At 72.5% G+C, this 21697-nt stretch carries 16 protein-coding genes; 13 read left to right on the top strand and 3 right to left on the bottom strand.

Annotated features, from left to right (window positions below; translation table 11 throughout):
* Window positions 1-218 precede the first annotated feature (218 nt).
* The 7 genes from ABZ934_RS02460 (at window position 219) to ABZ934_RS02430 (ending at window position 10476) form a co-directional block, all read left to right on the top strand.
* Window positions 219-1568: a sugar ABC transporter substrate-binding protein gene (locus tag ABZ934_RS02460; protein ID WP_361307652.1), complete on the top strand. Its 1350-nt coding sequence runs from the start codon at window positions 219-221 to the stop codon at window positions 1566-1568.
* Between the two features lie 80 nt (window positions 1569-1648).
* The gene (locus ABZ934_RS02455) at window positions 1649-2539 is read left to right on the top strand and encodes a sugar ABC transporter permease (RefSeq protein WP_361307650.1); all 891 of its coding nucleotides are present in this window, start codon (window positions 1649-1651) and stop codon (window positions 2537-2539) included.
* A complete protein-coding gene (locus tag ABZ934_RS02450; RefSeq protein WP_361307648.1) occupies window positions 2536-3405 on the top strand; it encodes a carbohydrate ABC transporter permease in 870 nt (289 codons plus the stop codon). Before ABZ934_RS02455 ends, ABZ934_RS02450 begins: the two co-directional genes overlap by 4 nt.
* A gap of 58 nt (window positions 3406-3463) precedes the next feature.
* Entirely contained in the window at window positions 3464-6487 is a 3024-nt protein-coding gene (locus ABZ934_RS02445) for a glycoside hydrolase family 38 C-terminal domain-containing protein (RefSeq protein WP_361307646.1), read from the top strand.
* A gap of 181 nt (window positions 6488-6668) precedes the next feature.
* Entirely contained in the window at window positions 6669-8690 is a 2022-nt protein-coding gene (locus ABZ934_RS02440) for an NADPH-dependent 2,4-dienoyl-CoA reductase (protein ID WP_361307644.1), read from the top strand.
* A 77-nt stretch (window positions 8691-8767) separates the two neighbouring features.
* On the top strand, window positions 8768-9181 hold the full coding sequence (locus ABZ934_RS02435) for a PaaI family thioesterase (protein ID WP_361307642.1): 414 nt from the start codon (window positions 8768-8770) through the stop codon (window positions 9179-9181).
* Window positions 9178-10476: an MFS transporter gene (locus ABZ934_RS02430; RefSeq protein WP_361307640.1), complete on the top strand. Its 1299-nt coding sequence runs from the start codon at window positions 9178-9180 to the stop codon at window positions 10474-10476. Before ABZ934_RS02435 ends, ABZ934_RS02430 begins: the two co-directional genes overlap by 4 nt.
* Here ABZ934_RS02430 and ABZ934_RS02425 read toward each other — a convergent pair.
* Window positions 10436-11374 carry an SDR family oxidoreductase gene (locus ABZ934_RS02425; protein ID WP_361307638.1) on the bottom strand — a complete coding sequence of 313 codons (939 nt, stop codon included), beginning with the start codon at window positions 11372-11374 and terminating at the stop codon, window positions 10436-10438. The two genes, ABZ934_RS02430 and ABZ934_RS02425, sit on opposite strands and share 41 nt — an antisense overlap.
* Window positions 11375-11490: 116 nt before the next feature.
* On the opposite strand from ABZ934_RS02425, the gene ABZ934_RS02420 reads away from it, so the two are divergent.
* Window positions 11491-12180: a TetR family transcriptional regulator gene (locus tag ABZ934_RS02420; RefSeq protein WP_361308685.1), complete on the top strand. Its 690-nt coding sequence runs from the start codon at window positions 11491-11493 to the stop codon at window positions 12178-12180.
* 103 nt (window positions 12181-12283) lie between these two features.
* Here ABZ934_RS02420 and ABZ934_RS02415 read toward each other — a convergent pair whose 3' ends face one another.
* Window positions 12284-13807: an alpha/beta hydrolase gene (locus ABZ934_RS02415; protein WP_361308683.1), complete on the bottom strand. Its 1524-nt coding sequence runs from the start codon at window positions 13805-13807 to the stop codon at window positions 12284-12286.
* Window positions 13808-14209: 402 nt separating this feature from the next.
* Between ABZ934_RS02415 and ABZ934_RS02410 the strand changes: the two genes are divergently transcribed.
* The 3 genes from ABZ934_RS02410 (at window position 14210) to ABZ934_RS02400 (ending at window position 17273) form a co-directional block, all read left to right on the top strand.
* Window positions 14210-14908 (top strand): DUF4142 domain-containing protein, encoded by a 699-nt coding sequence (locus ABZ934_RS02410; RefSeq protein WP_361307636.1) that lies wholly within the window; start codon window positions 14210-14212, stop codon window positions 14906-14908.
* Between the two features lie 9 nt (window positions 14909-14917).
* Complete coding sequence (locus tag ABZ934_RS02405) at window positions 14918-16312, top strand: DUF1996 domain-containing protein (RefSeq protein ID WP_361307634.1); 1395 nt, start codon at window positions 14918-14920, stop codon at window positions 16310-16312.
* A gap of 247 nt (window positions 16313-16559) precedes the next feature.
* Window positions 16560-17273 (top strand): sigma-70 family RNA polymerase sigma factor, encoded by a 714-nt coding sequence (locus ABZ934_RS02400; protein WP_361307632.1) that lies wholly within the window; start codon window positions 16560-16562, stop codon window positions 17271-17273.
* Between the two features lie 58 nt (window positions 17274-17331).
* Here the strand turns inward: ABZ934_RS02400 and ABZ934_RS02395 are convergent, their stop codons facing one another.
* On the bottom strand, window positions 17332-18483 hold the full coding sequence (locus ABZ934_RS02395) for a helix-turn-helix domain-containing protein (RefSeq protein ID WP_361307630.1): 1152 nt from the start codon (window positions 18481-18483) through the stop codon (window positions 17332-17334).
* Between the two features lie 443 nt (window positions 18484-18926).
* On the opposite strand from ABZ934_RS02395, the gene ABZ934_RS02390 reads away from it, so the two are divergent.
* Both ABZ934_RS02390 and ABZ934_RS02385 read left to right on the top strand, forming a co-directional pair.
* On the top strand, window positions 18927-20180 hold the full coding sequence (locus ABZ934_RS02390) for a hypothetical protein (protein WP_361307628.1): 1254 nt from the start codon (window positions 18927-18929) through the stop codon (window positions 20178-20180).
* Window positions 20177-21625, top strand: a complete 1449-nt coding sequence (locus ABZ934_RS02385; protein WP_361307626.1) for an NADH-ubiquinone oxidoreductase-F iron-sulfur binding region domain-containing protein — start codon at window positions 20177-20179, stop codon at window positions 21623-21625. The genes ABZ934_RS02390 and ABZ934_RS02385 overlap by 4 nt, the downstream gene beginning before the upstream one ends.
* Window positions 21626-21697: the final 72 nt, after the last annotated feature.

The raw sequence follows: 21697 nt of genomic DNA, 5'->3' as shown, positions 1-21697 counted from the left end.
GCCCGGGACCGCACGATCGCCGGCCGAAGCCCATGGGGCCAGGTGGTCGCGGTGTTGACGAAAGGGCGTGGTTCTGCCTGGAGTTCGACTTCGAAACGCCGTCACCACAGCGGCCCGGCCAGTGCGTTCCGGGCCGCATTGACGGACCCCCGAATCCGGGCGAGCGTGGTCACCGCTCTCCGGCAGCGCCGCCGGAATCCCCCCTGGAGGCCGCCACGATGCCCCGTTCCCCCCTGCCCCGTTCCCCCCTGCCCCGTACGGTCCTCGCCGCGCTCGCGGTGGGCGCCTTCTTGTCGTCCGCCGCGTGCGGGGTCGGTGGTGGCCCGGGAGACACGAGGGAAGCGGCGAGGACCGGCAAGGTGGCGGGGGAGATCACCTTCCGCACCCTTCAGTTGAAACCGGTGTTCACGACGTACGTCCAGTCGGTCATCGACTCCTTCCGACGGACACATCCCGACGTGAAGGTGGAGTGGGAGGACGTGCCGGGCGAGGGGTACAACGAGAAACTCGTGGCCGACGCCCAGGCGGGCGCGCTCCCCGATGTCGTCAACCTCTCCACCGACTCCTTCCAACTCCTCGGTGACCGCGGCATGCTCGCCGACGTCACCCGGCTCGACCCGGGGGTGGCCCGGGAGTACGTCCCCGGGGCCTGGGAGCAGTTCAAACTGCCCGGCAAGGGCGACAGCGTGTACGCCTACCCCTGGTACGTGACTCCGGAGATCCTCACGTACAACACCGACCTCTTCCGGCAGGCCGGACTCGACCCGGACAAACCACCCGTTGACGTCGAGGAGTTCTTCGACTATGCCGAGCGGATCGCGGCGGCGTCCGGCGGGCGGTACTCCGCCTTCATGGCCGATCCCAAGGGACGGCTCCCCGGGGACTGGCAGAAGATGGGCATCCCGATCCTGAACCCGGCGAAGGACGGGTTCGTCTTCGACACACCCAAGGCCGTCGAGTGGGTCGAGCGGATGAAGTCCCTCTACGCCAAGGGCGCCATGCCCAAGGAGTCCCTCCTCAAGGCCGACGACATCAACCAGCTCTACGGAGCGGGCAAACTCGTCTTCGGCCCCGGCTCACCGGGTTTCGTCAAGGACATCAAGCAGAACGCCCCCCAGGTCTACGCCACCACCCGGGTCTCGGGCGCCGTCACCGGACGGCTCGGCCACATCGGTGTCTACGCCCAGTCGCTCGGCATCCGCAAGGACACGCCCCACCCGGACGCGGCGGCGGAATTCGCCAAGTGGGTCACCAACGGCCCCAACCAGGTCGCGTTCGCCAAGAGGGCCACCATCTACCCGTCCAACGCCAAGGGCTTGACGGACCCCTACTTCTCCGACCGGGGCGACGGCAAGGACGCCGAGACGCTGGCCCGGGCGGTGGGCGCCGAGGAGTTGGAGACCGCCGACCTCGACGCCAACACCCCCGTGCAGTGGACCAACCAGGTCGGCGACGCCGTCGTCCGCGAGGTGCAGAAGGCCATCAAGGGTGAGCAGGACGCCGGGACGGCGGTGCGCAAGGCGAGGGAGGAGGCGAACAGGCTGCTCGCCCAAGCGGCCAGGCCATGAGGGCCGGCCGTTCGGCCGCGACCGCCGGGGACGAAGCCCCGACCCCCGTAGCCGCATCGCCGAATCGCACGACAGAAGCCGTGACTCCCACGGCGGCACGCCGCCGCGCGCGGTGGGCCCCGTACCTCTTCCTCGCCCCCGGGCTGCTGCCGGTGCTCCTTTTCGGCGTCTGGCCGTTCCTGAACACCGTGATCCTCTCCTTCACCGACGCGCGGATCCTGCGCGGTGGTCACTTCGTCGGCTTCGCCAACTACCGCCGGGCCCTCACCGATCCCGACTTCTGGCTCGCGACCGGCAACAGCGTCCTGTACCTGCTGGTCGTCGTCCCCTGCCTGGTCCTGCTCCCGCTGGCCCTCGCCGTCCTCGTACGCGCCGAGATTCCCGGCATCGGGTTCTTCCGGTCGGCCTTCTACACCCCGGTGATCGCCTCCGCGGTGGTCGTCGGCCTGATGTGGCAGTGGGTGCTGCGCAGCGACGGCCTGCTCAACACGGTCCTGCGGGGGCTCCGTATCGTCTCGGAGCCCGTCCCGTTCCTGACGGACAGCGGCCTGCTGCTGGTGTCCGCCATGATCGTGACCGTCTGGAAGGGCCTCGGCTATTACATGGTCTTCTACCTCGCGGCCCTCGGTAACGTCTCCGTCTCCCTCTACGAGGCGGCCGCCCTCGACGGCGCCGGCGCCGTCCGACGCTTCTTCAGCGTCACCGTCCCCCAGGTGAAACCGATGATGCTCCTCGTCGGTACCCTCTCGGCGATCTCCGCGCTGCGCGTGTTCACCGAGATCTACATCCTGGGCGGCGAGGGCGGAGGCCCCGGCGGCGGAGCCCGTACGCTCCCCTTCCTGATCCGGCAGGTCGGGCTCGGCTTCGCGGGCGAGACCGGTTACGCCTCCGCCGTATCCCTCCTGCTGTTCCTCCTGACGCTGGTCTTCAGCCTGCTCGGTCGCCGCCTCTCGAAGGGGGACGAGAGGTGAGCGCGCGGGCCGCGGACCGGGCCGACGCAAGCCGGCGCACGGGACGCAGGCGCCGCCTGGCCGGTCTGACCGGCCGGTACGCCACCTTGACCCTGATGCTCGTGGTCATGCTCGGGCCGATCGTCTGGCAGTTCCTGACCTCGCTGCGCGGCCGCACGGAGAACGTGTACGACGGCGTCCTGCCGTCCCGGCCGACCCTCGACAACTACGTCCGGGTCGCCGAATCGTTCCCGCTCCTCCAGTACACCGGCAACACGCTGGTGGTGGCGGCCCTCGCCGTCACCTCGAACGTCGTCTGCGCATCGATGGGCGGCTACGCGCTCTCCCGCACCGGCTGGAAGGGCCGCCGGAGCGTCTTCACCCTGCTGGTGGCGACCCTGATGTTCCCCTTCGAGTCCGTCATGATCTCGATGTTCCTCACCGTGCGCGGGATGGGGCTGGTCGACACGCTCATCGGGGTGTGGCTGCCGGGCGCCGTCTCCGTCCTGAACATCATGGTCATGCGGGCGGCCTTCCTCGCCGTCCCCCGGGAGATCGAGGAGGCCGCACTGTTGGACGGCGCGGGCGAGTGGACCCGGTTCGCCCGGGTGTTCCTGCCATCCGCCAAAGGCGCGCTCGCCGTCGTCTGCGTCACCAGTTTCATGGGCGCCTGGGACGACTTCCTGTGGCCGCTGCTGGTCCTCACCGACAGCGAGCACTACACCCTGCAACTCGGATTGAAGACCCTGGCCGGCGCCACCACCGTCAACGACCAGCGGATCATCGCCGCCGGCGCGATGGCCGCGCTGATCCCGATGGTGCTCCTCTTCTTCGCCCTGCAGCGTTTCTTCTTCAAGGGCGTGGGCGAGGGAGCCGTCAAACTCTGAGCCGCCCGCCCCACCACCGGCCCCACCACCCGCCCTTCCCCCTCCTGGAGCAGCCGTCATGCACGACGACCGCAGCGTTGCCGAACACCGCCTCCGCCGGGTCCTCAAGGAGCGCGTCACGCCCGCCGTCCACTCCCGTTTCCTGCCGCTGACCATCGAGCGCTGGGACGCACCGGGCGAGCCCGTCCCGGTGGGGGAGGGGCTCGCGGCCCGCTACGAGCCCTGCGAGGTCGGGGACCCGTGGGGGCCGGCCTGGGGCACTACCTGGTTCAAGGTCACCGGCACCGTCCCGGCCGACTGGGCCGGCCGCACGGTCGAAGCCGTCCTCGACCTCGGGTTCGACCGCATGATGCCGGGCTTCCAGTGCGAGGGCCTGGTCCACGACGCGAACGGCGCCGAGATCAAGGCGCTCAACCCGTACAACGACTGGGTGCGCGTCGCCGACCGCGCCGAGGGCGGCGAGCGGATCGAGTGGTACGTCGAGGCCGCCGCCAACCCCGTCCTCGTAGAGCACCGGCCCACCTACGAGGGGGACTTGCAGACCAGCGGGGACCGGCCCCTCTACCGGCTCGCCCGCATGGACCTCACCGTCTTCGAGAGCGAGGTGTGGGAACTCGTACAGGACCTCGACGTCCTTGACGGCCTCATGACGCAGCTGGACGAGGGCGACGCCCGGCGGTACGCGATCCTGCGCGCCGTCGACCGCGCGCTGGACACCCTGGACGTCGACGACGTCCCCGGCACGGCGGCCGCCGCCCGGGCCCGACTGGCCGGGGTGCTCGCCACCCCCGCCCACGCCTCCGCGCACCGGATCAGCGCCGTCGGGCACGCGCACATCGACTCCGCGTGGCTGTGGCCGCTGCGCGAGACGGTCCGCAAGGTGGCGCGGACGGCGTCGAACGTGGTGAACCTGATGGACGAACACCCGGAGTTCGTCTTCGCCATGTCGCAGGCCCAACAACTCGACTGGATCAAGACTTACCGGCCCGAACTCTTCGAGCGCATCAAGAAGAAGATCGCCGACGGGCAGTTCGTGCCGGTCGGCGGGATGTGGGTGGAGTCCGACACCAACATGGTGGGCGGCGAGGCCATGGTCCGCCAGTTCCTCCACGGCAAGAAGTTCTTCCTGGACGAGTTCGGGATCGAGACCCGCAACGTCTGGCTGCCCGACTCCTTCGGCTACACCGCCGCCCTGCCGCAGATCGTCAAACTCACCGGCTCCACCTGGTTCCTGACCCAGAAGATCTCCTGGTCCCAGGTCAACGCGTTCCCCCACCACACCTTCTGGTGGGAGGGCATCGACGGCACGCGCGTCTTCACCCACTTCCCGCCCGTCGACACCTACAACAGCGATCTCGGTGGTGCGCAACTGGCCCACGCCGCCCGCAACTACCGCGAGAAGGGGCGCGGTTCGCGTTCCATGGTGCCCTTCGGCTGGGGTGACGGCGGTGGCGGCCCCACCCGTGAGCACCTGGCGAGGGCCCGGCGGCTGCGCGACCTGGAGGGCTCGCCCCGGCTGGAGATCGAGCGGCCCGACGCCTTCTTCGAGAAGGCCCACGCGGAGTACCCGGACGCACCGGTCTGGGCCGGGGAGCTGTACCTGGAGCTGCACCGGGGCACCTACACCTCGCAGGCCAAGACCAAGCAGGGCAATCGGCGCGCCGAATCACTGCTGCGCGAGGCCGAGTTGTGGGCGACGACCGCCGCGGTCCGGGTCGCCGGGTACGCGTACCCGTACGAGGACCTGGAGCGGATCTGGAAGACCGTGCTGCTCCACCAGTTCCACGACATCCTGCCCGGCTCCTCCATCGCCTGGGTGCACCGCGAGGCCCGCGAGACGTACCGCCGGGTACGAGAGGAGCTCAGCGGGATCACTTTGGCCGCCCAGCTCGCGCTGGCGGGGGAGGGGACGCGGGGGCTGGTCTTCAATTGCGCCCCGCACGCCCGGCGCGGGATCCCGGCAGGCGGGGCCGGGGTGCCGGAGCGGGCCGGGGAGCCGGTCACCCTCGCCGAGCGGCCGGGCGGCGGGTACGTGCTGGCCAACGGGCGGCTGCGGGTGGAGGTGGACGGCCGCGCTCTGATCGTGTCGGCGTTCGACCTGGAAGCCGGCCGCGAGTCCGTCGCGCCGGGCGCTGCCGCGAACCTGCTGCAGATCCACCCCGACGTACCCAACATGTGGGACGCCTGGGACCTCGACGCCTCCTACCGCCATCGGGTCACCGACCTGGTGGGCCTGGACGCGCTGGATGTCACCGGGGCCGGTCCGGAGTCGGCGACGGTCCGGGTCGCCCGCTCCTTCGGCTCCTCCAAGGTGGTGCAGACGCTCACGCTGCGGGCGGACGCCAAGACGGTCGACATCCGGACCGAGGTCGACTGGTACGAGACGGAGAAGATCCTCAAAGCGTCCTTCCCGCTCGACGTGAAGGCCGAACGCTCCGCCTCCGAGATCCAGTTCGGGCACGTGTACCGGCCCACGCACACCAACACCTCCTGGGAGGCGGCCAAGTTCGAGATCTGCGCCCACCGCTGGATCCACGTCGAGGAGCCCGGCTGGGGCGCCGCCGTCCTCAACGACTCCACGTACGGCCACGACGTGACCCGGGACGTGCGCCCCGACGGCGGGCAGACCACGACCGTCCGGCTCTCGCTCCTGCGCGCCCCGCGGTATCCCGACCCGGAGACCGATCAGGGGACCCACACCCTGTGCTTCTCGCTCGCGCCCGGCGCGACGATCGCCGACGCCGTCCGCGAGGGGCACGCGCTGAACCTGCCGGAGCGGGTGGTGTCCGGGGCGGGTCCGGTGGCGCCGCTGGTGGCGGTGGACGGTGACGCGGTGGTGGTGGAGGCGGTCAAGCCGGCCGAGGACCGAAGCGGAGACGTCATCGTCCGGGTGTACGAGTCCCGGGGCGGCCGGGCAGCGGCCACCCTCACGGCGGACTTCGCGCCGACGGCGGCCACCGAGTGCGACCTGTTGGAGCGCCCTCTGCCGCCCACCGCGCTGGGCGCTCTGACCCCCGGCGGCGCCCTTCCCCTGACCCTGCGCCCGTTCCAGATCGTCACGGTCCGTCTCCACCGGAGCTGACGTCGGCGCGCCGGCCGAGGGCGCACGGGCGCCCGCGGGCGGGTGAACTGCGCCACAAGCGGCGCCGTCCTCCCCGGGAATCCCGGGGAGGACGGCATCGCCCCGGTTATGCACCTAGTTGCAAAACATGCTGTCCCTCGCTAGAACAGGTTCATCACCCCCGCGCGAGGAGGCGCCCCCCATGTCCCAGAGCCGGTACCCGCACCTGCTGAGCCCCCTGGACCTCGGTTTCACCACCCTGCCGAACCGCGTGATCATGGGCTCGATGCACACCGGTCTCGAAGAGCACGAGGGCGGCTTCGAGCGCCTCGCCGCCTTCTACGCCGAGCGCGCCCGCGGCGGCGCCGGCCTGATCGTCACCGGCGGCATCGCCCCGAACGACGCCGGCCGCCCCTTCGAAGGGGGATCCCGCCTCACCACCGAGGAAGAGGCCGCCGAGCACCGGGTGATCACCGAGGCGGTACACGCCGAGGGTGGCAAGATCGCGATGCAGATCCTCCACTTCGGTCGCTACGCCTACCACAAGGACTTGGTAGCCCCCTCCCCGCTCCAGGCCCCCATCAGCCCGTTCGTCCCGAACGAGCTCACCGACATACAGGTCGAGCGGACCGTCGAGGACTTCGTCCGCGCCGCCCGCCTCGCCAAGCTGGCCGGCTACGACGGCGTCGAGATCATGGGCTCCGAGGGCTACCTGATCAACGAGTTCATCGCCGCCGCCACCAACCGGCGCACCGACCGCTGGGGCGGCGCGTACGAGAACCGCGTCCGCTTCCCGCTGGAGATCGTCCGGCGCACCCGTGAGGCCGTGGGCGAGGAGTTCATCCTCGTCTACCGCCTCTCGATGCTCGACCTGATCCCGGGCGGATCCACCCTGGACGAGGTCGTCCGCCTCGCCAAGGAGGTCGAGGCGGCCGGCGCCACGATCATCAACACGGGCATCGGCTGGCACGAGGCGCGCATCCCCACCATCGCCACCTCCGTCCCGCGCGGCGCCTACACCTGGGTCACCAAGCGGCTGATGGGCGCGGTGTCCGTCCCGCTCGTCACCAGCAACCGCATCAACACCCCGGAGATCGCCGAGGAACTGCTGGCCGACGGGCGCGCCGACCTCGTGTCGCTGGCCCGCCCCTTCCTCGCCGACGCGGACTTCGTCGACAAGGCGCGCGCCGGGGCCTCCGACACGATCAACACATGTATCGGTTGCAACCAGGCGTGCCTCGACCACACCTTCAGCGGCAAGATCACCAGTTGCCTGGTCAACCCGCGCGCCTGCCACGAGACCGAACTGGTGCTCTCGCCCACCCGCACGAAGAAGCGGGTCGCCGTCGTCGGCGCCGGCCCGGCCGGTCTGGCCTGTGCCGTCTCCGCCGCCGAGCGAGGGCACGCCGTCACCCTCTTCGAGGCGTCCGGGCACATCGGCGGCCAGCTCGACATCGCCCGGCGCGTCCCCGGCAAGGAGGAGTTCGCGGAGACCATCCGTTACTACGGCAACCGGATCACCGCCCACGGCATCGACCTGCGCCTGAACACCCGCGCCGACGTCGAGACCCTCCGGGGCTACGACGAGGTCGTCGTCGCCACCGGTGTCACCCCCCGCACCCCCGACATCGAAGGCGTCGACCACCCCAACGTGGTGACCTACCTCGACGTCCTGCGCGACGGCGCCCCGGTCGGCGAGCGCGTCGCCGTCGTCGGCGCCGGCGGCATCGGCTTCGACGTCGCCGAGTTCCTCACCGACAGCGGCGAGGGCGCCTCCCAGGACCCGGACGTCTACTTCCGCCATTGGGGCGTCGACACGGAGTACACCGGCCCGGGCGGCCTCGTCGCCCCCGAGCGGCCCGCGCCGCCGCGCCGGGTCCACCTGCTCCAGCGCAAGACCACCAAGGTCGGCGCGGGCCTCGGCACCACCACCGGCTGGATCCACCGCGCCGAACTCAAGCACCGCGGTGTCGTCTCGGTGGCCGGGGCGACGTACGACCGGATCGACGACGAGGGCCTGCACATCACCGTCGACGGCGAGCGGCGCTTGGTCCCCGTCGACACCGTCGTGCTCTGCACCGGTCAGGAGCCGCGCCGTGACCTGTACGAGGCGCTGCGCGCCGCCGGCGTCGAGGCGCACCTGATCGGCGGCGCCGACGTGGCCGCCGAACTCGACGCCAAGCGGGCCATCCGTCAGGGCACGGAACTCGCCGCGAGCCTGTGAACCGGTAGCGCCTGTTCCAACCCCCTGACGGCGCAATGGTGTTGTGGCGGTCCCGGCTGGGCCGCCACAATCCCCTGATGACCTTCACACCGGCAGACGCGGACCGGATCCTCGCCGAGAACTTCGCCCCCTGGGTGCTCGCCCTCGGCCTCACCGTCCGGGAGACCGGCGAGCGGCACGCCGTCCTGCGGCTGCCGTGGTCCGAGGCCCTGGCCCGGGACGGCGGCGGGCTCTCGGGCCAGGCGCTGATGGCCGCCGCGGACACCGCCACCGTCATCGCCGTTGCCGCCGCCCGCGGCGGTTACGGGCCGATGACCACCGTCCAGCAGTCCACCAGCTTCCAGCGCCCGGTCGTCGGCGCCGACGTGTGGATCGCCGCGCGGATCACCAAGCTCGGCAAGCGGATGGCCTTCGCCGACATCACCATGACCCCCGACGGCTCGACCGAACCCGCCGCGACGGCCTCCACCGTCTACGCCCTCCTCGGGTGACGTCCCTCTCCCGCAACCGCGACTTCAACGTCTTCTGGCTCGGGCAGGCGCTGTCCGTCCTCGGTGGGTCCGTCTCCGCGGTCGCGCTGCCGCTGCTGGTGTTCACGGCCACGGGTTCGGTCTTCCGGATGGGCCTCGTCACGGTGGTCGGCGCGGGCACCGCGGTGGTGACCGGGGTCTTCGCCGGTTACGTCGTCGACCGCGTCGACCGCCGCCGGCTGATGATCCTCTGCGATCTGGCGCGGGCCCTGCTGCTCGGGGCGGTGCCCTTCCTCTGGTGGATCGGCCCCCGGGTCTGGCTGCTGTACCTGTTGACCGCGCCGGTCGGCGTACTGACGAGCTTCTTCGACGTGGCCTACGTGACGGCGGTGCCCCGGCTCGCGCCGCCCGAGGACCTCACCCGCGCCAACGGCCGGCTGACGAGCACCTTCGCCCTGGGCACCCTGCTCGGACCGGTGATCGCCGGAGCCGTCACGGCCGGCGTCGGGCCGGCCTGGGCCCTGGGGTTGGACGGCGTGACGTTCCTGATCTCGGCCGTCAGTCTCGTGTTCGTCCGTTTCGGCCCGCGCCCCGGCGAGGTGCGGGAGCGGGCGCGGGCGGGCGGGCCGGCGCCGGGCGCGGCCGGAATCCTGCGCGAGATGTTCGTGGTCGGCTTCCGGTGCCTGTGGGCGCACCCGCTGCTGCGCCCGCTGACCGTACTGCTCACCCTGCTGACCTTCATCACCGTCGGCTGGACCGACCTGATGATCTTCCGCGTCGAGCACGACCTGCACCAGGGCTCCGCCACCCTCGGCTATGTGATGGCGACGAGCGCGCTCGGCACGCTCGTCGGCGCCTTCACCGCGGGACCGCTGCGCCGCACCCTCGGGTTCGGGGCCTGCTGGCTGGGCTCCGTCGCGGTGATCGCCGTGTCGTTCGCCGGGATCGGCGTCAGCCGCAGCGTGCCGGTCATCGCGGTACTGGCCGCCCTGTTCATGTTCGGACTGACCCTCGGCGGCGTCTGCTCGATGACGTTGCGCCAAGAGGTGACGCCCGAGCCGCTGTTGGGCCGTGTCACCGCCGCCTTCTGGACGGTGCACAACGCCTCGGGCCCCGCCGGGGCGGCCCTGCTCACCGCGCTGGCCGAGCGGCACGGCGTCCCCGCCGTCAGCGTCGCCGGCGGGGCCTTCTGCCTGCTGATCGTGGGCGCGGGCCTGGCCACCCCGCTGCGCGCGAGCGTCCCCCGCGCCGGTTCGGGGGCCCCGGCCGCGCCGCTCAGCCGGCTGCGGCGGCCACTGCGGGGCCGACGCCCGTGAGGCGCTCCGCGACCGCCCAGAGCCGTGCGTTGGCGGCGGGGTCCAAGGCGCGGCGGGTGACGCGGGACTCGCCGGTCGGCCCGACGAGGCCGAACCGGCCGGTCGGGCCGTAGTAGCCGCCGGCGGTCGCGTCCGGGCTCGTGGCGGCGTAGAGCAGCGGTTCCGTACCCGGGCCGACCTCCTGCTTCGGGAGGAGGTCCAGCTTGCTCACGACGCCGTGCAGCCGCGACGGCTTGCCCCGGCCGAGGCTGGCACCGGCGGTCTGGAGGTTCGTCTTGGTGTAACCGGGGTGCGCGGCGGTGCTGCGCAGCGGCCAGTTCTGCTCGGCGGCGAGGACGGCCAGGTGGCGGGCCATCATCAGGTCGGCCAGCTTGGACTGGGCGTAGGTCAGCATCGGGACGTAGCGCCGCCGCTCCCACTGGAGGTCGGTGAAGTCGACCCTGCCGAAGTTGGCGGTGCCGCTGCTCATCGTCGTGACGCGCGGGGCGGGCGCCGCGAGCAGGGCCGGCAGTAGCCGCACCGTCAGGGCCAGCGGTCCGAGGAAGTTGCTGCCGAACTGGAGCTCGAAGCCGTCGGCGGTGGTCATCCGGGTCGGCGGGGCCATCACCCCGGCGTTGTTGACCAGCAGGTCGAGCGGGACGCCGTCGGCGAGGAACGCGTCGGCGAAGGCGGCGACCGACGCGAGGTCGGCCAGGTCGATCCGGCGCACCTCCACCCGGGCGTGGGGATGCCGGGCCAGGATCTCGGCACGGGCCCGCTCTCCCTTGGCGGGCGTCCGCACCGCGAGCACGACGCGGGCGCCCGCCTCGGCGAGCCGGCGCGCGGCCTCCTTGCCCGTGCCGCTGTTGGATCCGGTGACGACGGCGAGCTTTCCGGACTGGTCGGGAACGGCGTACATGGCGTACTCCTCGGGGAAAGTGCGTAACAGACCGACGGTCTGATGCTCCTTCCGAAGCTAGCAGACCGCTGGTCTGATAACAACAGACCGCAGGTCTGTACGCTGGTGGCGTGACCCTGCCTACGAAGTTCCAGCGCGCCCGCAGCGAGGAACAGCGCGCCGCCCGCCGCCGGACGATCCTCGACACGGCCGCCGCCATGCTGACCGAGATGCCCGTCGCCCAGGTCACGCTGAACGAGCTGGCGCGCAGGGTCTGCCTCGCCAAGTCGAACGTGCTGCGCTACTTCGAGTCCCGCGAGGCCGTCCTGCTGGAACTCCTCGCCGCCGCCTCCCGCGAACTCGTCGACCACCTCGACGGCAGCCTCGCCCGGGCGGTGGAAGGCGCTGCCGAGGCCGAGCGGCCCGACCGGATCGCCGACTGCCTCGCCGAGGCCCTCGCCGTCCGCCCGGTGCTGTGCGACCTGATCAGCGCCCAGGCCGCCGTACTGGAGCGGAACGTCTCCCCGCAGGTCGCCGTCGCCTACAAGCGGGCCGCCCTGGACAGCGCCACGGCCCTGGCCGGACAGATCGCCTTCCACCTGCCGGAACTGGGGGAGGAGGACGCCTTCCGGTTCGTCGGGTCCGCGACCATGGTCATCGGGGCCGTCTGGGCCCACGCCCACCCCTCCGCCGCCATGCGCGCGGCCTACGAAGCCGACCCCGCCCTGGCCGCCCTGTGCGTCGACTTCGCCCCCACGCTGCGCGAGACGCTGGAGGTCCTGCTGTCCGGACTGCTGGCCCGGGCGCGGCACTCCCGACCGGCCTGACGCGTCCCCGTACGCACGCGAACGCCCCCGCGCCGGTCCAGGCGTCGGGGGCGTCCTGCCGGTCCCCGCACGCGGGTACCGGCAGGCAGCGGTACGGGAAGGGTCAGAAGAGGAACGGCGACGGCAGCGACGGACCCGGCGACGCGGCTCGCCGCTCGGCCGCACCCGGAGCGCTGTGGCAGGTCACGTCCAGCGCCGGCAGTCGACCCGTGGTGAGGTACGCCTCGACCGGTGCGGCGACACAGGAGGCGGGGTCGACCAGGTACACGCCGTGGCCCTCGCCGCCCTCCGCCAGCACCATCCGCGAGCCGGCCAGCGCGCGGTGCAGGCCCTGGCCGCTGACCAGCGGGGTCTGCGAGTCCCATTCGTTCTGCACCGTCATCACCGGGGCCCCGGTCCTCATCGGCGTGGGGGCCTCGATCGGCCTCGACCAGAAGGCGCACGGCTTGATCCCGGACGTGAAGTCCCCGTAGAGCGGGTACCGCGCCTTGTCCCGGACCGTCTCCCGCTCGTACTGCTCGGGGTAGCGCGGCCACTCCGTGTCGCCGCACACCACGGCCAGGAACGCGGCAGTGCCGTTGTCGGCGGCGGGCTCGGCGGTGGGCAGCAACAGTTTCCGCTGCGCCGGCGAGAGCGCGGCGGGCTCGCCGTCGGCCGCGTCCTTGAGCGCCTTGACGGCCGGGGCCGCCTGGGCGGGGTAGAAGAAGAGCGCCCGACGGGCCCGGATGTCATCACCCGTCAGCTTCATGCCGTCGAGCGGGATCGGGTCCTTGTCGGCGCGGGCCACCAGCGCCCAGAACGTCCGCGACACCGCCTCCGGGGTGTCCCCGAGCCCGTACTCGGCCGAACGCTGCGCCGTCCACCGAGTCCAGCGCGCGAACGCGGGCTCCGCCTCGCTCGCCCACACCTGGAGCATGCCGCGCCAGATCCGCTGCGGGTCCACGCCGCTGTCCAGTACGAAGCGGTCCGTGCGGGCCGGGAACATCTGCGTGTAGACCGCGCCCAGGTAGGTCCCGTAGGAGTAGCCCAGGTACGAGATCTTCCGTTCGCCCAGCGCCGAGCGGATCGCGTCCATGTCCCGTGCGGTGTTGCGCGTGGTGATGAAGGGCAGCACCGCCCCGGCCTTCTCGCGGCACTTGTCGGCCACGGTCCGCGCCCACGCCACGTCGGAGGGGAAGCTCTCGGGCCGGTAGGGACGCATGATCTCCTGTTCCTCCGGGGCCAGTTGGCAACTGACCGGACTGCTCGCGCCGACTCCGCGGGGGTCGAATCCGATCAGGTCGTACTGCTCGCGGACCCCCTTGGGCATCTGCTCGTTCAGCTGGAGCGGCAGGTCGAGTCCCGGGCCGCCCGGACCGCCGGGATTCAGCAGCAGCACGCCGTGCCGCTTCGCCGGGTTCTCGCTCCTCATCCTCGATATCGCGAGGTCGATCGTGCGCCCCGAGGGACGCCGGTAGTCCAGCGGGACCTTGATGGTCGCGCACTCGTACGCGGCCGGCTGGTCGGGATCGCACCGCTGCCAAGCGGGCGGGCGCGCGACGAACTCGGCGGCCGGGGCGTCGGCCGGGGCGTTGGCCGGGGCGGCGGACGCCTGGGGCGCGGTGAGCAGCGGGAGGGCGGTGACCATGAGGCCGGCCGCGGCGAGCAGCGGTGTGAAGCGTTTCCTGCGCACAGGGAGGCGGTTCCTTTCGGCGGGGCGACGGGTCCCGTCCACCCTGTGGCACGCGAGCCCGGACCGAATCCTCCCGAAGAGCTGGTCGGGATCCTCCCCGCGAAGGAGGGCAATTCCGGACAACTGGCCGACACGCCTCTGCGGTTGGGTCCGCGGCACACGGAGGCCGAACGCGGCACCGTACCAGCCGTTCGAGGCGTTGCCCGGATCTTTGTCCGTTCGTGATGGTCCTTCCGAACGGGCACCCCGACTGGCATTAGCGTCCCTTGGCACCCGGGGAGCTCGGGTGCACACGGTGTGGCCGCCGGACACCTCCGGCCATGCCGCCCCTCCCCGCCCACGCAGCAAGGAGGCACTGTGCTGTCATTCCGCCGGTCGAACGTCGCCGCCATGTCGGTCGCCTCGCGACACGTGATGGGGACGCTCATCGTCATCGGCGCCCTCGCGTTCACGCTGGTCGCGCTGCTGATCCCCGTGCAGAAATTCGGCGGCACCACGGCAGCGGCCGCCACCACCCCCTCCGGCGACGACGACGGCGCCGGAACGATGAGCACCGCCTTCGGGCCGCTGACGCCCCAGGACCGGGACTTCGTCCGCAAGGTGCGGCTCGCCGGACTGTGGGAGCTTCCCGCCGGGCGGCAGGCGCAGGAACGGGCCACGCGCCCCGCCGTGCGCACCGCGGGCGAACACCTCGTCGAAGGCCACACCGCACTCGACCGCCACGTGCGGGCGGTGGGCCAGGCCCTCGGCATGGAGCTGCCCGACCGGCCCAGCGCCCAGCAGCAGGGCTGGCTCGACCAACTCAACACCGCCCAGGGCAACGAGTACGAGCGGCTGTTCGTCCAGTTGCTGCGCCGGGCGCACGGCAAGGTGTTCGCCCTCGTCGCCCAGGTCCGCGCCCAGACGCGCAACTCGATGGTGCGGGATCTCGCCACGGACGCCAACTCCACCGTTCTGGACCACATCTCGGTCCTCGAAGCCAGCGGCCTCGTCGATTTCGACGGCCTGGCGGACGTCTCGCCCGCCCCTTCCACCGTTCCCCGACCGACGAAGTGAAGTGATCGTATGAGCCCAAAGGGCCACAAACGTCGACTGAGGCCGTCCCACAAGGCCCTCGCCCTCGTGTCCGCCCTCGTCCTGGGCGCCGGCGGAGTCGTGATCGTCGAGCAGGCGGCCTCCGCGGGACAGGACTCCGCGCGCAACGCCCCGGTGACCGCCACCATCGACTGTCCCGACGTCGGCGACCGGCTCCGCGAGGTCCCGGACCCCGCACGGGACGAGGTCGACCGTGACCTGGCGCAGTTGGACACCCAGATCGCCGACTCCTACCAGCGCCTCGCGACCGGCCGGGCCCAAGGCGACGCACTGCTCGGCGAGTTGAAGGGCAAGCGGCAGAAGACCATCACCGGCATGGCCGACGCGATCGGGCGGACCGCCGCCCGCCCCGGGGGCCTGGAGGCCCTCAGCGGCTGCTCGATGAAGCAGGCCCCGGCCGCCGACGCCGCGGACACCGCCGCGGAGGCGGCCGGGCCGGCCGACGCGCAAGGACCGGCCCAGGGCAAGAGCGGTGGCGGCAAGGGCGGCCCGGCCCGCTCCGACTTCGTCGTCATCGGCACGGTGAAGCCCAACGTCCGGACGCCCACCGCCCAGGCGAGGGCGTCTAAGGGTTCCTTCTCCGTCCAGTGCGGACGCAACGAGAACCGCCACCTGAACCCGGACAACGTGATCGTCGCGCCGGGCGTGGGCAACGGCGCCCACCACATGCACGACTACGTCGGCAACGAGACGACCGACGCCTTCTCCACCAACAACAGCCTGGCCGCGTCCGGCACCACCTGTTCCAACGGCGACCAGTCCACCTACTACTGGCCGGTGCTGCGGCTGCGCGACGGCCGGGCGGAGCAGGACGCCAAGGCGCCCGGCGGCGGCCAGGACGCCAACGTCGGCACCATCCTCAAGCCCAAGCAGGTGACGATCGACTTCAAGGGCAGTCCCACCGGGCCGGTCACCGCCATGCCGCGCTTCCTGCGGATCATCACCGGTGACGCGAAGGCGTTCACCAACGGCCCGACGAACGCGAACGCCTCGTGGAGCTGCACCGGCTTCGAGAACCGCCAATTGAAGGACAAGTACCCGATCTGTCCCAAGGGCAGCGACGTCGTGCGGACGTTCAGCTTCCAGAACTGCTGGGACGGGAAGAACGTCGACAGCGCCAACCACCGCACCCACGTGGCCTTCGCCCGCCGCGACGGCTCCTGCCCGGCCGGGTTCAAGGCCATCCCGCAACTCGTGCAGCGGATCACCTACGCGGTGGCACCCGGCGCCCGGTTCGCCGTGGACAGCTTCCCCGAGCAACTGCACAAGCCGGTGACCGACCACGGCGACTTCATCAACGTCATGTCGGACGGGCTGATGGCCGGCGCCGTGCGCTGCATCAACGGCGGGCGGGCCTGCCGCTGAGACCCTCGGGGCGACGCCCCCCTCCCACTCCCCGCGTCGCCCCGAGAGCGGTGCCGGTCCGAAGCCGACTTCGGGCCGGCACCGCGCCGTGCCGTCGCCCCGCGGCGGCCGGCCCCCACGTCACCGAGGAGCGATCGCCATGTCCGGCTCTCAACGCACCACGGCCGGTGCACCATCCGGTCAGGGGGCAGCGCCCAGCGACCGGGAACTCACCCGTCGGCTCAGGCGGTCCTACGCCCGCGGCGCCATGGATACCGACGTCTGCGACCTGCTGTACCGGCGCCACCGCGGCGCCCTCATGGCGTGCGCCCGGGGTTGCTGCCGCGCCCCGCAGGACGCCGAGGACCTCGTTTCGGAAGCCTTCGTCCGCACCCTCCAGGCCGTCCGGTCCGGGGCGGGCCCGCGGGACGAATGGCGCCCGTACCTCCTCGCGGTGGTCCGCCACACCGCCATCGAATGGCGGACGGGCGACGGCCGGACCGTCCTGACCCCCGACGTCGAATCCTGGTGCGGCCCCGGACCGTCAGGCGAGGACCCGCAGCAGCGGCTGCTGTCCGAGGAGGAGCGCCGGCTGGCCGCCCGCTCCTTCCACGCCCTGCCCGGGCGCTGGAAGGCCGTCCTGTGGCACACGCTCGTCGAGGACGACTGCCGCCACCAGGTGCCGGTGCTGTTCGGGATCACCCCGAGCGCCGTGACCTCGCTGGCCTTCCGGGCCCGCGAAGGGCTGCGGGAGGCGTACTTGTGCGCCCACCTCGGTCCCGCCGCGACCGGCGACGACCGGTGCCGGCCGTACGCCCCGATGCTCGGCGCGGCCGTCCTGCGCCGGGACGGGCCCCGTACCGGGGGGCTGCGCCGTCACCTGGCGGGATGCCGCTCCTGCTCACGGGCGTACGCGGAACTGCTCGACCTCGGAGCCGCCTTGGCCGCACACGCCTCCGGCCCCGGCTCCACCCCGCGCTGAGGGGGCGGAACCGGGGCCGGGACGGCTTGCGGACGCACGGGCCCACAGGTGCGCGGGCTTACAGGCCGTTGACCCGGGCCATGCGACCGGCACCGAGTGGCGGCCGGAACTCGGCGGTCACGACACGGGCCCGCCGGCTCACCCGCGAGTGTTGACGCCGTACTTGAGCCATCAGCCGGCGGGTGCGCAGGGCCATCTCCAACTCGAAGCGGGTGCGCGGGTCCCGCAGACCCGTTCCGAAGAGCTTCTCCAGTTGCCGCATGCGGTAGCGCACGGTCTGGGGATGCACACTCAGCGCCTTGGCCGCTTCCGGCGCGCCGCCCCCCTCCAGCCAGGCGAGCAGGGTCACCTCCAGTCGCTCGCTCTGGCGCGGGGTCAGGTCGGCGAGCGGTCGCAGCCAGCGCGCGGCCAGCGCGTGCGCGAGGGGTTCGTCCTGGAGCAGCAGCAGGGTGGAGAGGTGGTCGTCCACGAAGACGGCGCGGGCCTCGGCGCCGGGCCGGGCGGGGGTCAGGTGGAGCAGGCGCAGCGCCCAGCGCAGCGAGGAGGCGGCGTCCCGCAGCGCGACGGGGTGCCCGACGGCGGCGAACCGCCCGCGCAGCGCGCACTCCAACGGGCCGCGGGCGTCCGGGTCGGGGGCGGGGACCAGCAGGCACGGCTGCCCGCCGACCATCCCGGTGAGCGCGTCGTCCAGTACGCCCGCCAATTGCTGCATCTCGCCGGGCGTGGCCGGCGCGACGGCCCGTATGGTGGCCGGCAGGGGCCATCCGGCCGTGGCGGCCAGTTCCGACAGGGCTATTTCGGACATGGGCATGTCATTCGTAAGAGCGGTGAACAGCTCCCGCCGCGCGCGTTCGGCCGCGGTGCCGTGCGCCTCGGAACGCGGTGAGGGAACGGCCTTGAGGGCCACCAACTGGCCACTTGCGGAAGGGTCCCGGTCGGACCGCGCGGTCTCCCGCGGCCGTTCCTCCTCGGCCGGGGAGCGGGGTTCGCGGTACCCGAGAGCGGTCAGCAGCGCCGCTTCCACGCGCTGTCTGACCACCTCTTCGTCGGTGTCCCCGATCAGTTCGCGGAATCCGGGAATGCCCTCCCGGAGCTCCTCCGCGATCCCCGCGGCCAGCGCGGGCAGTTCCCTTCGCAGGACCCGGGTCCACTCGCCGCGGGGGCGGGACCAGATGCGGTTCAGCAGTTCGCACATTGTTACCTCGTTCATGCCGGGGTATGGCCTGCCCCGTGGGAGGGTGACAAGCCTGTCGGGGCCGCCTTCCTCCCCGCCGGCGTCGGTGCCGGCAGGAAGTCGAGCGCCTCGTACTCCCTCCAGGAGCGTGCCATCCACTTGCAGTCCCGCGACCTTGCCTTAATTTTGCCGTCGGGGAGGTGTGGCGGCGGACGAGGGGTGAACCTCGTCGTGACCGCACCACTGGAAGGGAATCTTCCGGGGATGTTCGATGCGATGACTGCGCGGGCGCCAGAAATTATCACGTTTCGATAAATCCCGTGGAGGTGCTGCGACGCTCCACGATGCTTCTGCACTCCGGCCCCCGCTCCCCGGTCGGTGAGGCGTCATCTCCCGCCCGCCGCGGAGCAGTTCCGACGACTGCCCCGGGCGCCGAGCGCGAGGTGGAGTGCTCGGGCCCGGGCGTATGGGAGAACCAGATGCCCTTGCCCCAACCCCGTACGCCACGCTCTCACCGGGCCCGCCGGGCCAGACGCCACGCCGGTACGGCCACCCCGGCGGCCGGACGACGCGCCGTGCGCCGGCCGCCGCTGCTGTCCGCCCCCGGGGGACTGCACCCGGGCGCCCTGTCCGCCGCCGCGCTCGCCGGCCTCGTCGCGCTGACCGTCGCGGTCCGGGCGGGCGCCCTGAGCCGGCTGTGGGACTTCCTGGACTACGGCGCGGGCGTCCTCTCGCTGGTCTCGCTCACCTCCACGGTCCTGTGGGGCCTGGCCGCCACCGACCGCACGCTGCTGGCGTCCGGTCACCGGCTCGTCGCCCAGGGGGTCCACCGCGGACTCGCCGTCGCCGGACTGGCCTTCCTCGCCCTGCACATCTGGATCAAGATCGCGCGGGCGCACACCGGGGCCGCGTCCGCCGTCCTGCCGTTCGCGGACCCCGACCGTCCCGTCCTCATCGGACTCGGCACGCTCGCCGGGTACCTCTTCGTCGCCGTGGCCGTCTCGGGCGCGGCCCGCAGCGCGTTCGCCACCAAGGGTCGCTCGCTGTGGTGGCGGGCCCTGCACGTGGGCGCGTACCCCGCTTGGGGCGCCTCCTTGGTGCACGGCCTCAAGTCCGGTCGTGTAGCCGCCGGTTGGGTGACCGTGGCGTACGGGCTCTGCCTCGCGGGCGTCGCCGCCGTCCTCGTGATCCGGCTGCGCGCGCGACTGCGCGCGTTCCCCGCCCGCCCGGCCGTCGTGCCGCCGCCCCCGCCCCGCGCATCCGGGCAGAGGCCGCCGCGCACGCCGCTTCCCTTCGTCCGCAAGCCCGCCGAATGGGCGGCGGCGCGACTGACCGCACGGCTGGCCCGCCAGACGCAGTCGACCGCCGATGAGGTGCGGCCCGACCCGCTCGGTGATCCGCTGCCGACCGCCCGGGCGGCGGCGGCCGGTCCGGCGACGGTGTCCCGGGCCGCCCCGCAGGCGTACCCCGTGGCCTCGTCCGAACCGCAGCCGTATGCCGCGCAGCCGTATGCCGCGCAGCCGTATGCCGCGCAGCCGTATGCCGCGCAGCCGTATGCCGCGCAGCCGAATGCCGCACCGCAGCCTTATGCCCCGCAGCCCTACGCCGCGGAGCCTTACGCCGCACCGCCGTACGAGCCGCAGCCGTACCCCGCGACGGTGTTCATACCGAGCAGGCTCGGGGTGGCCGACCGGCCCGGTGAACCGCTCGGCGGGGCGCGGGGGCGCCAGTGACCGGCGTGTCCCGCCCCGCCCTCGGCTGCGTGGGCATGCCCCGGCTGTTGGCGGGGCTCGACCTGGCCGCCCGGCTCGATCTGGCCGGGCACCTCGCCGTACACGGGCCCCGGCCCCGCTACCCGGTCGAGGAACTGGCGAACCTGGCCGAGAACGTGGACCTCAAGGGGCGCGGCGGGGCGGGCTTCCCCTTCGCCCGCAAACTCCGCGCGGTGGTCCGCTCCGCCCGGGCGCGCGACGGACGCACCGCCGTCGTCGTCAACGGCAGCGAGGGCGAACCCAGTTGCCTCAAGGACACCGCCCTGCTGCTGCACGTACCGCACCTGGTGCTCGACGGCGCGCTGCTGGCCGCCGACGCGCTCGGCGCCGAGGACGTGGTGATCGGCGTGACCCGGGACGACGTGGAGGGCTCGCTGCGCGCCGCCGTCGCCGAACGCGACCCGGCGGACCGCCGGGTCCGCGTGGCCCGGCTCCCCGAGCGTTTCGTCACGGGGGAGGGCACCGCCCTGATCAACGGCATCGAGGGCGGACCGGCGCTGCCGTCCGGGCAGAAGGTACGCACCAGCGACCGGGGCCTCGGAGGTCTGCCGACCTTGCTGTCCAACACCGAGACCTACGCCCAACTCGCCGTCGCCGCCCGACTGGGAGCCGCCGAGTACCGGATGGCCGGCCTCGACGACGAGCCGGGTACCGTCATGCTGACCGTCGGGGGAGCCACGGTCGTCGAAGTGCCGACCGGGACGTCCCTGGCGTACGTCCTGGACCTCTGCGGATCGGAACCCGGCCAGGGCGTTCTGGTCGGCGGCTACCACGGCCGCTGGCTGGCCCCGGCCGCCGCCCGCTCCGCCGCCCTCTCCCGCCGCTCGCTCGCCTCGTACGACGCCGTGCTCGGGGCGGGCGCCGTGCTGCCGCTGCCCCACGACACCTGCCCCGCCGGGGAGGTCGCCCGCGTCACCCGCTGGATGGCGGACGAGTCCGCCGGGCAGTGCGGGCCGTGCGCGCGGGGACTGCCCTCACTCGCCGACGCGGTGGACGCACTCGTCGGCGGCGGGGGAAGGGCGGCCCTCGAAGCCGTCCAGGCGCGGATGCGCTCAGTGCTCGGTCGCGGGGCGTGCAGCCACCCCGACGGCACCTCCGCCTTCGTCGCCTCCGCGCTCGCCGTGTTCCCGGACGAGTTCCGCGACCACGCGCTCGGCAGCGGCTGCGGTCGCCGGGCCTTGGGCGCGCTGCCCCTGCCGGCCGACGAGAGCCCCGAACGGCTCGTCGTGGACTGGACGTTGTGCAAGGGCCACGGACTCTGCGTGGACCTGCTGCCCGACATCGTCCGGCTGGACCCCGACGGCTACCCGGCCCAGGGAGTCATGCCGGTCCCGGGACGGCTGAGGCCCAAGGCGCTGCGCGCGGTCCGCCGCTGCCCGGCGCTGGCGCTGCGCATCCAGGAATGAGCGCGTTCCGAAGGCCGTGAACGGCCGTGGTCGACCCGGGTTCAGCCTTTGGCGCGATCTGACAAATTCTCG

It is taken from the genome of Streptomyces sp. NPDC046557 (genome assembly GCF_040645975.1).
Taxonomy (GTDB): domain Bacteria; phylum Actinomycetota; class Actinomycetes; order Streptomycetales; family Streptomycetaceae; genus Streptomyces.
This window is presented reverse-complemented; position numbering and strand designations above follow the sequence as displayed.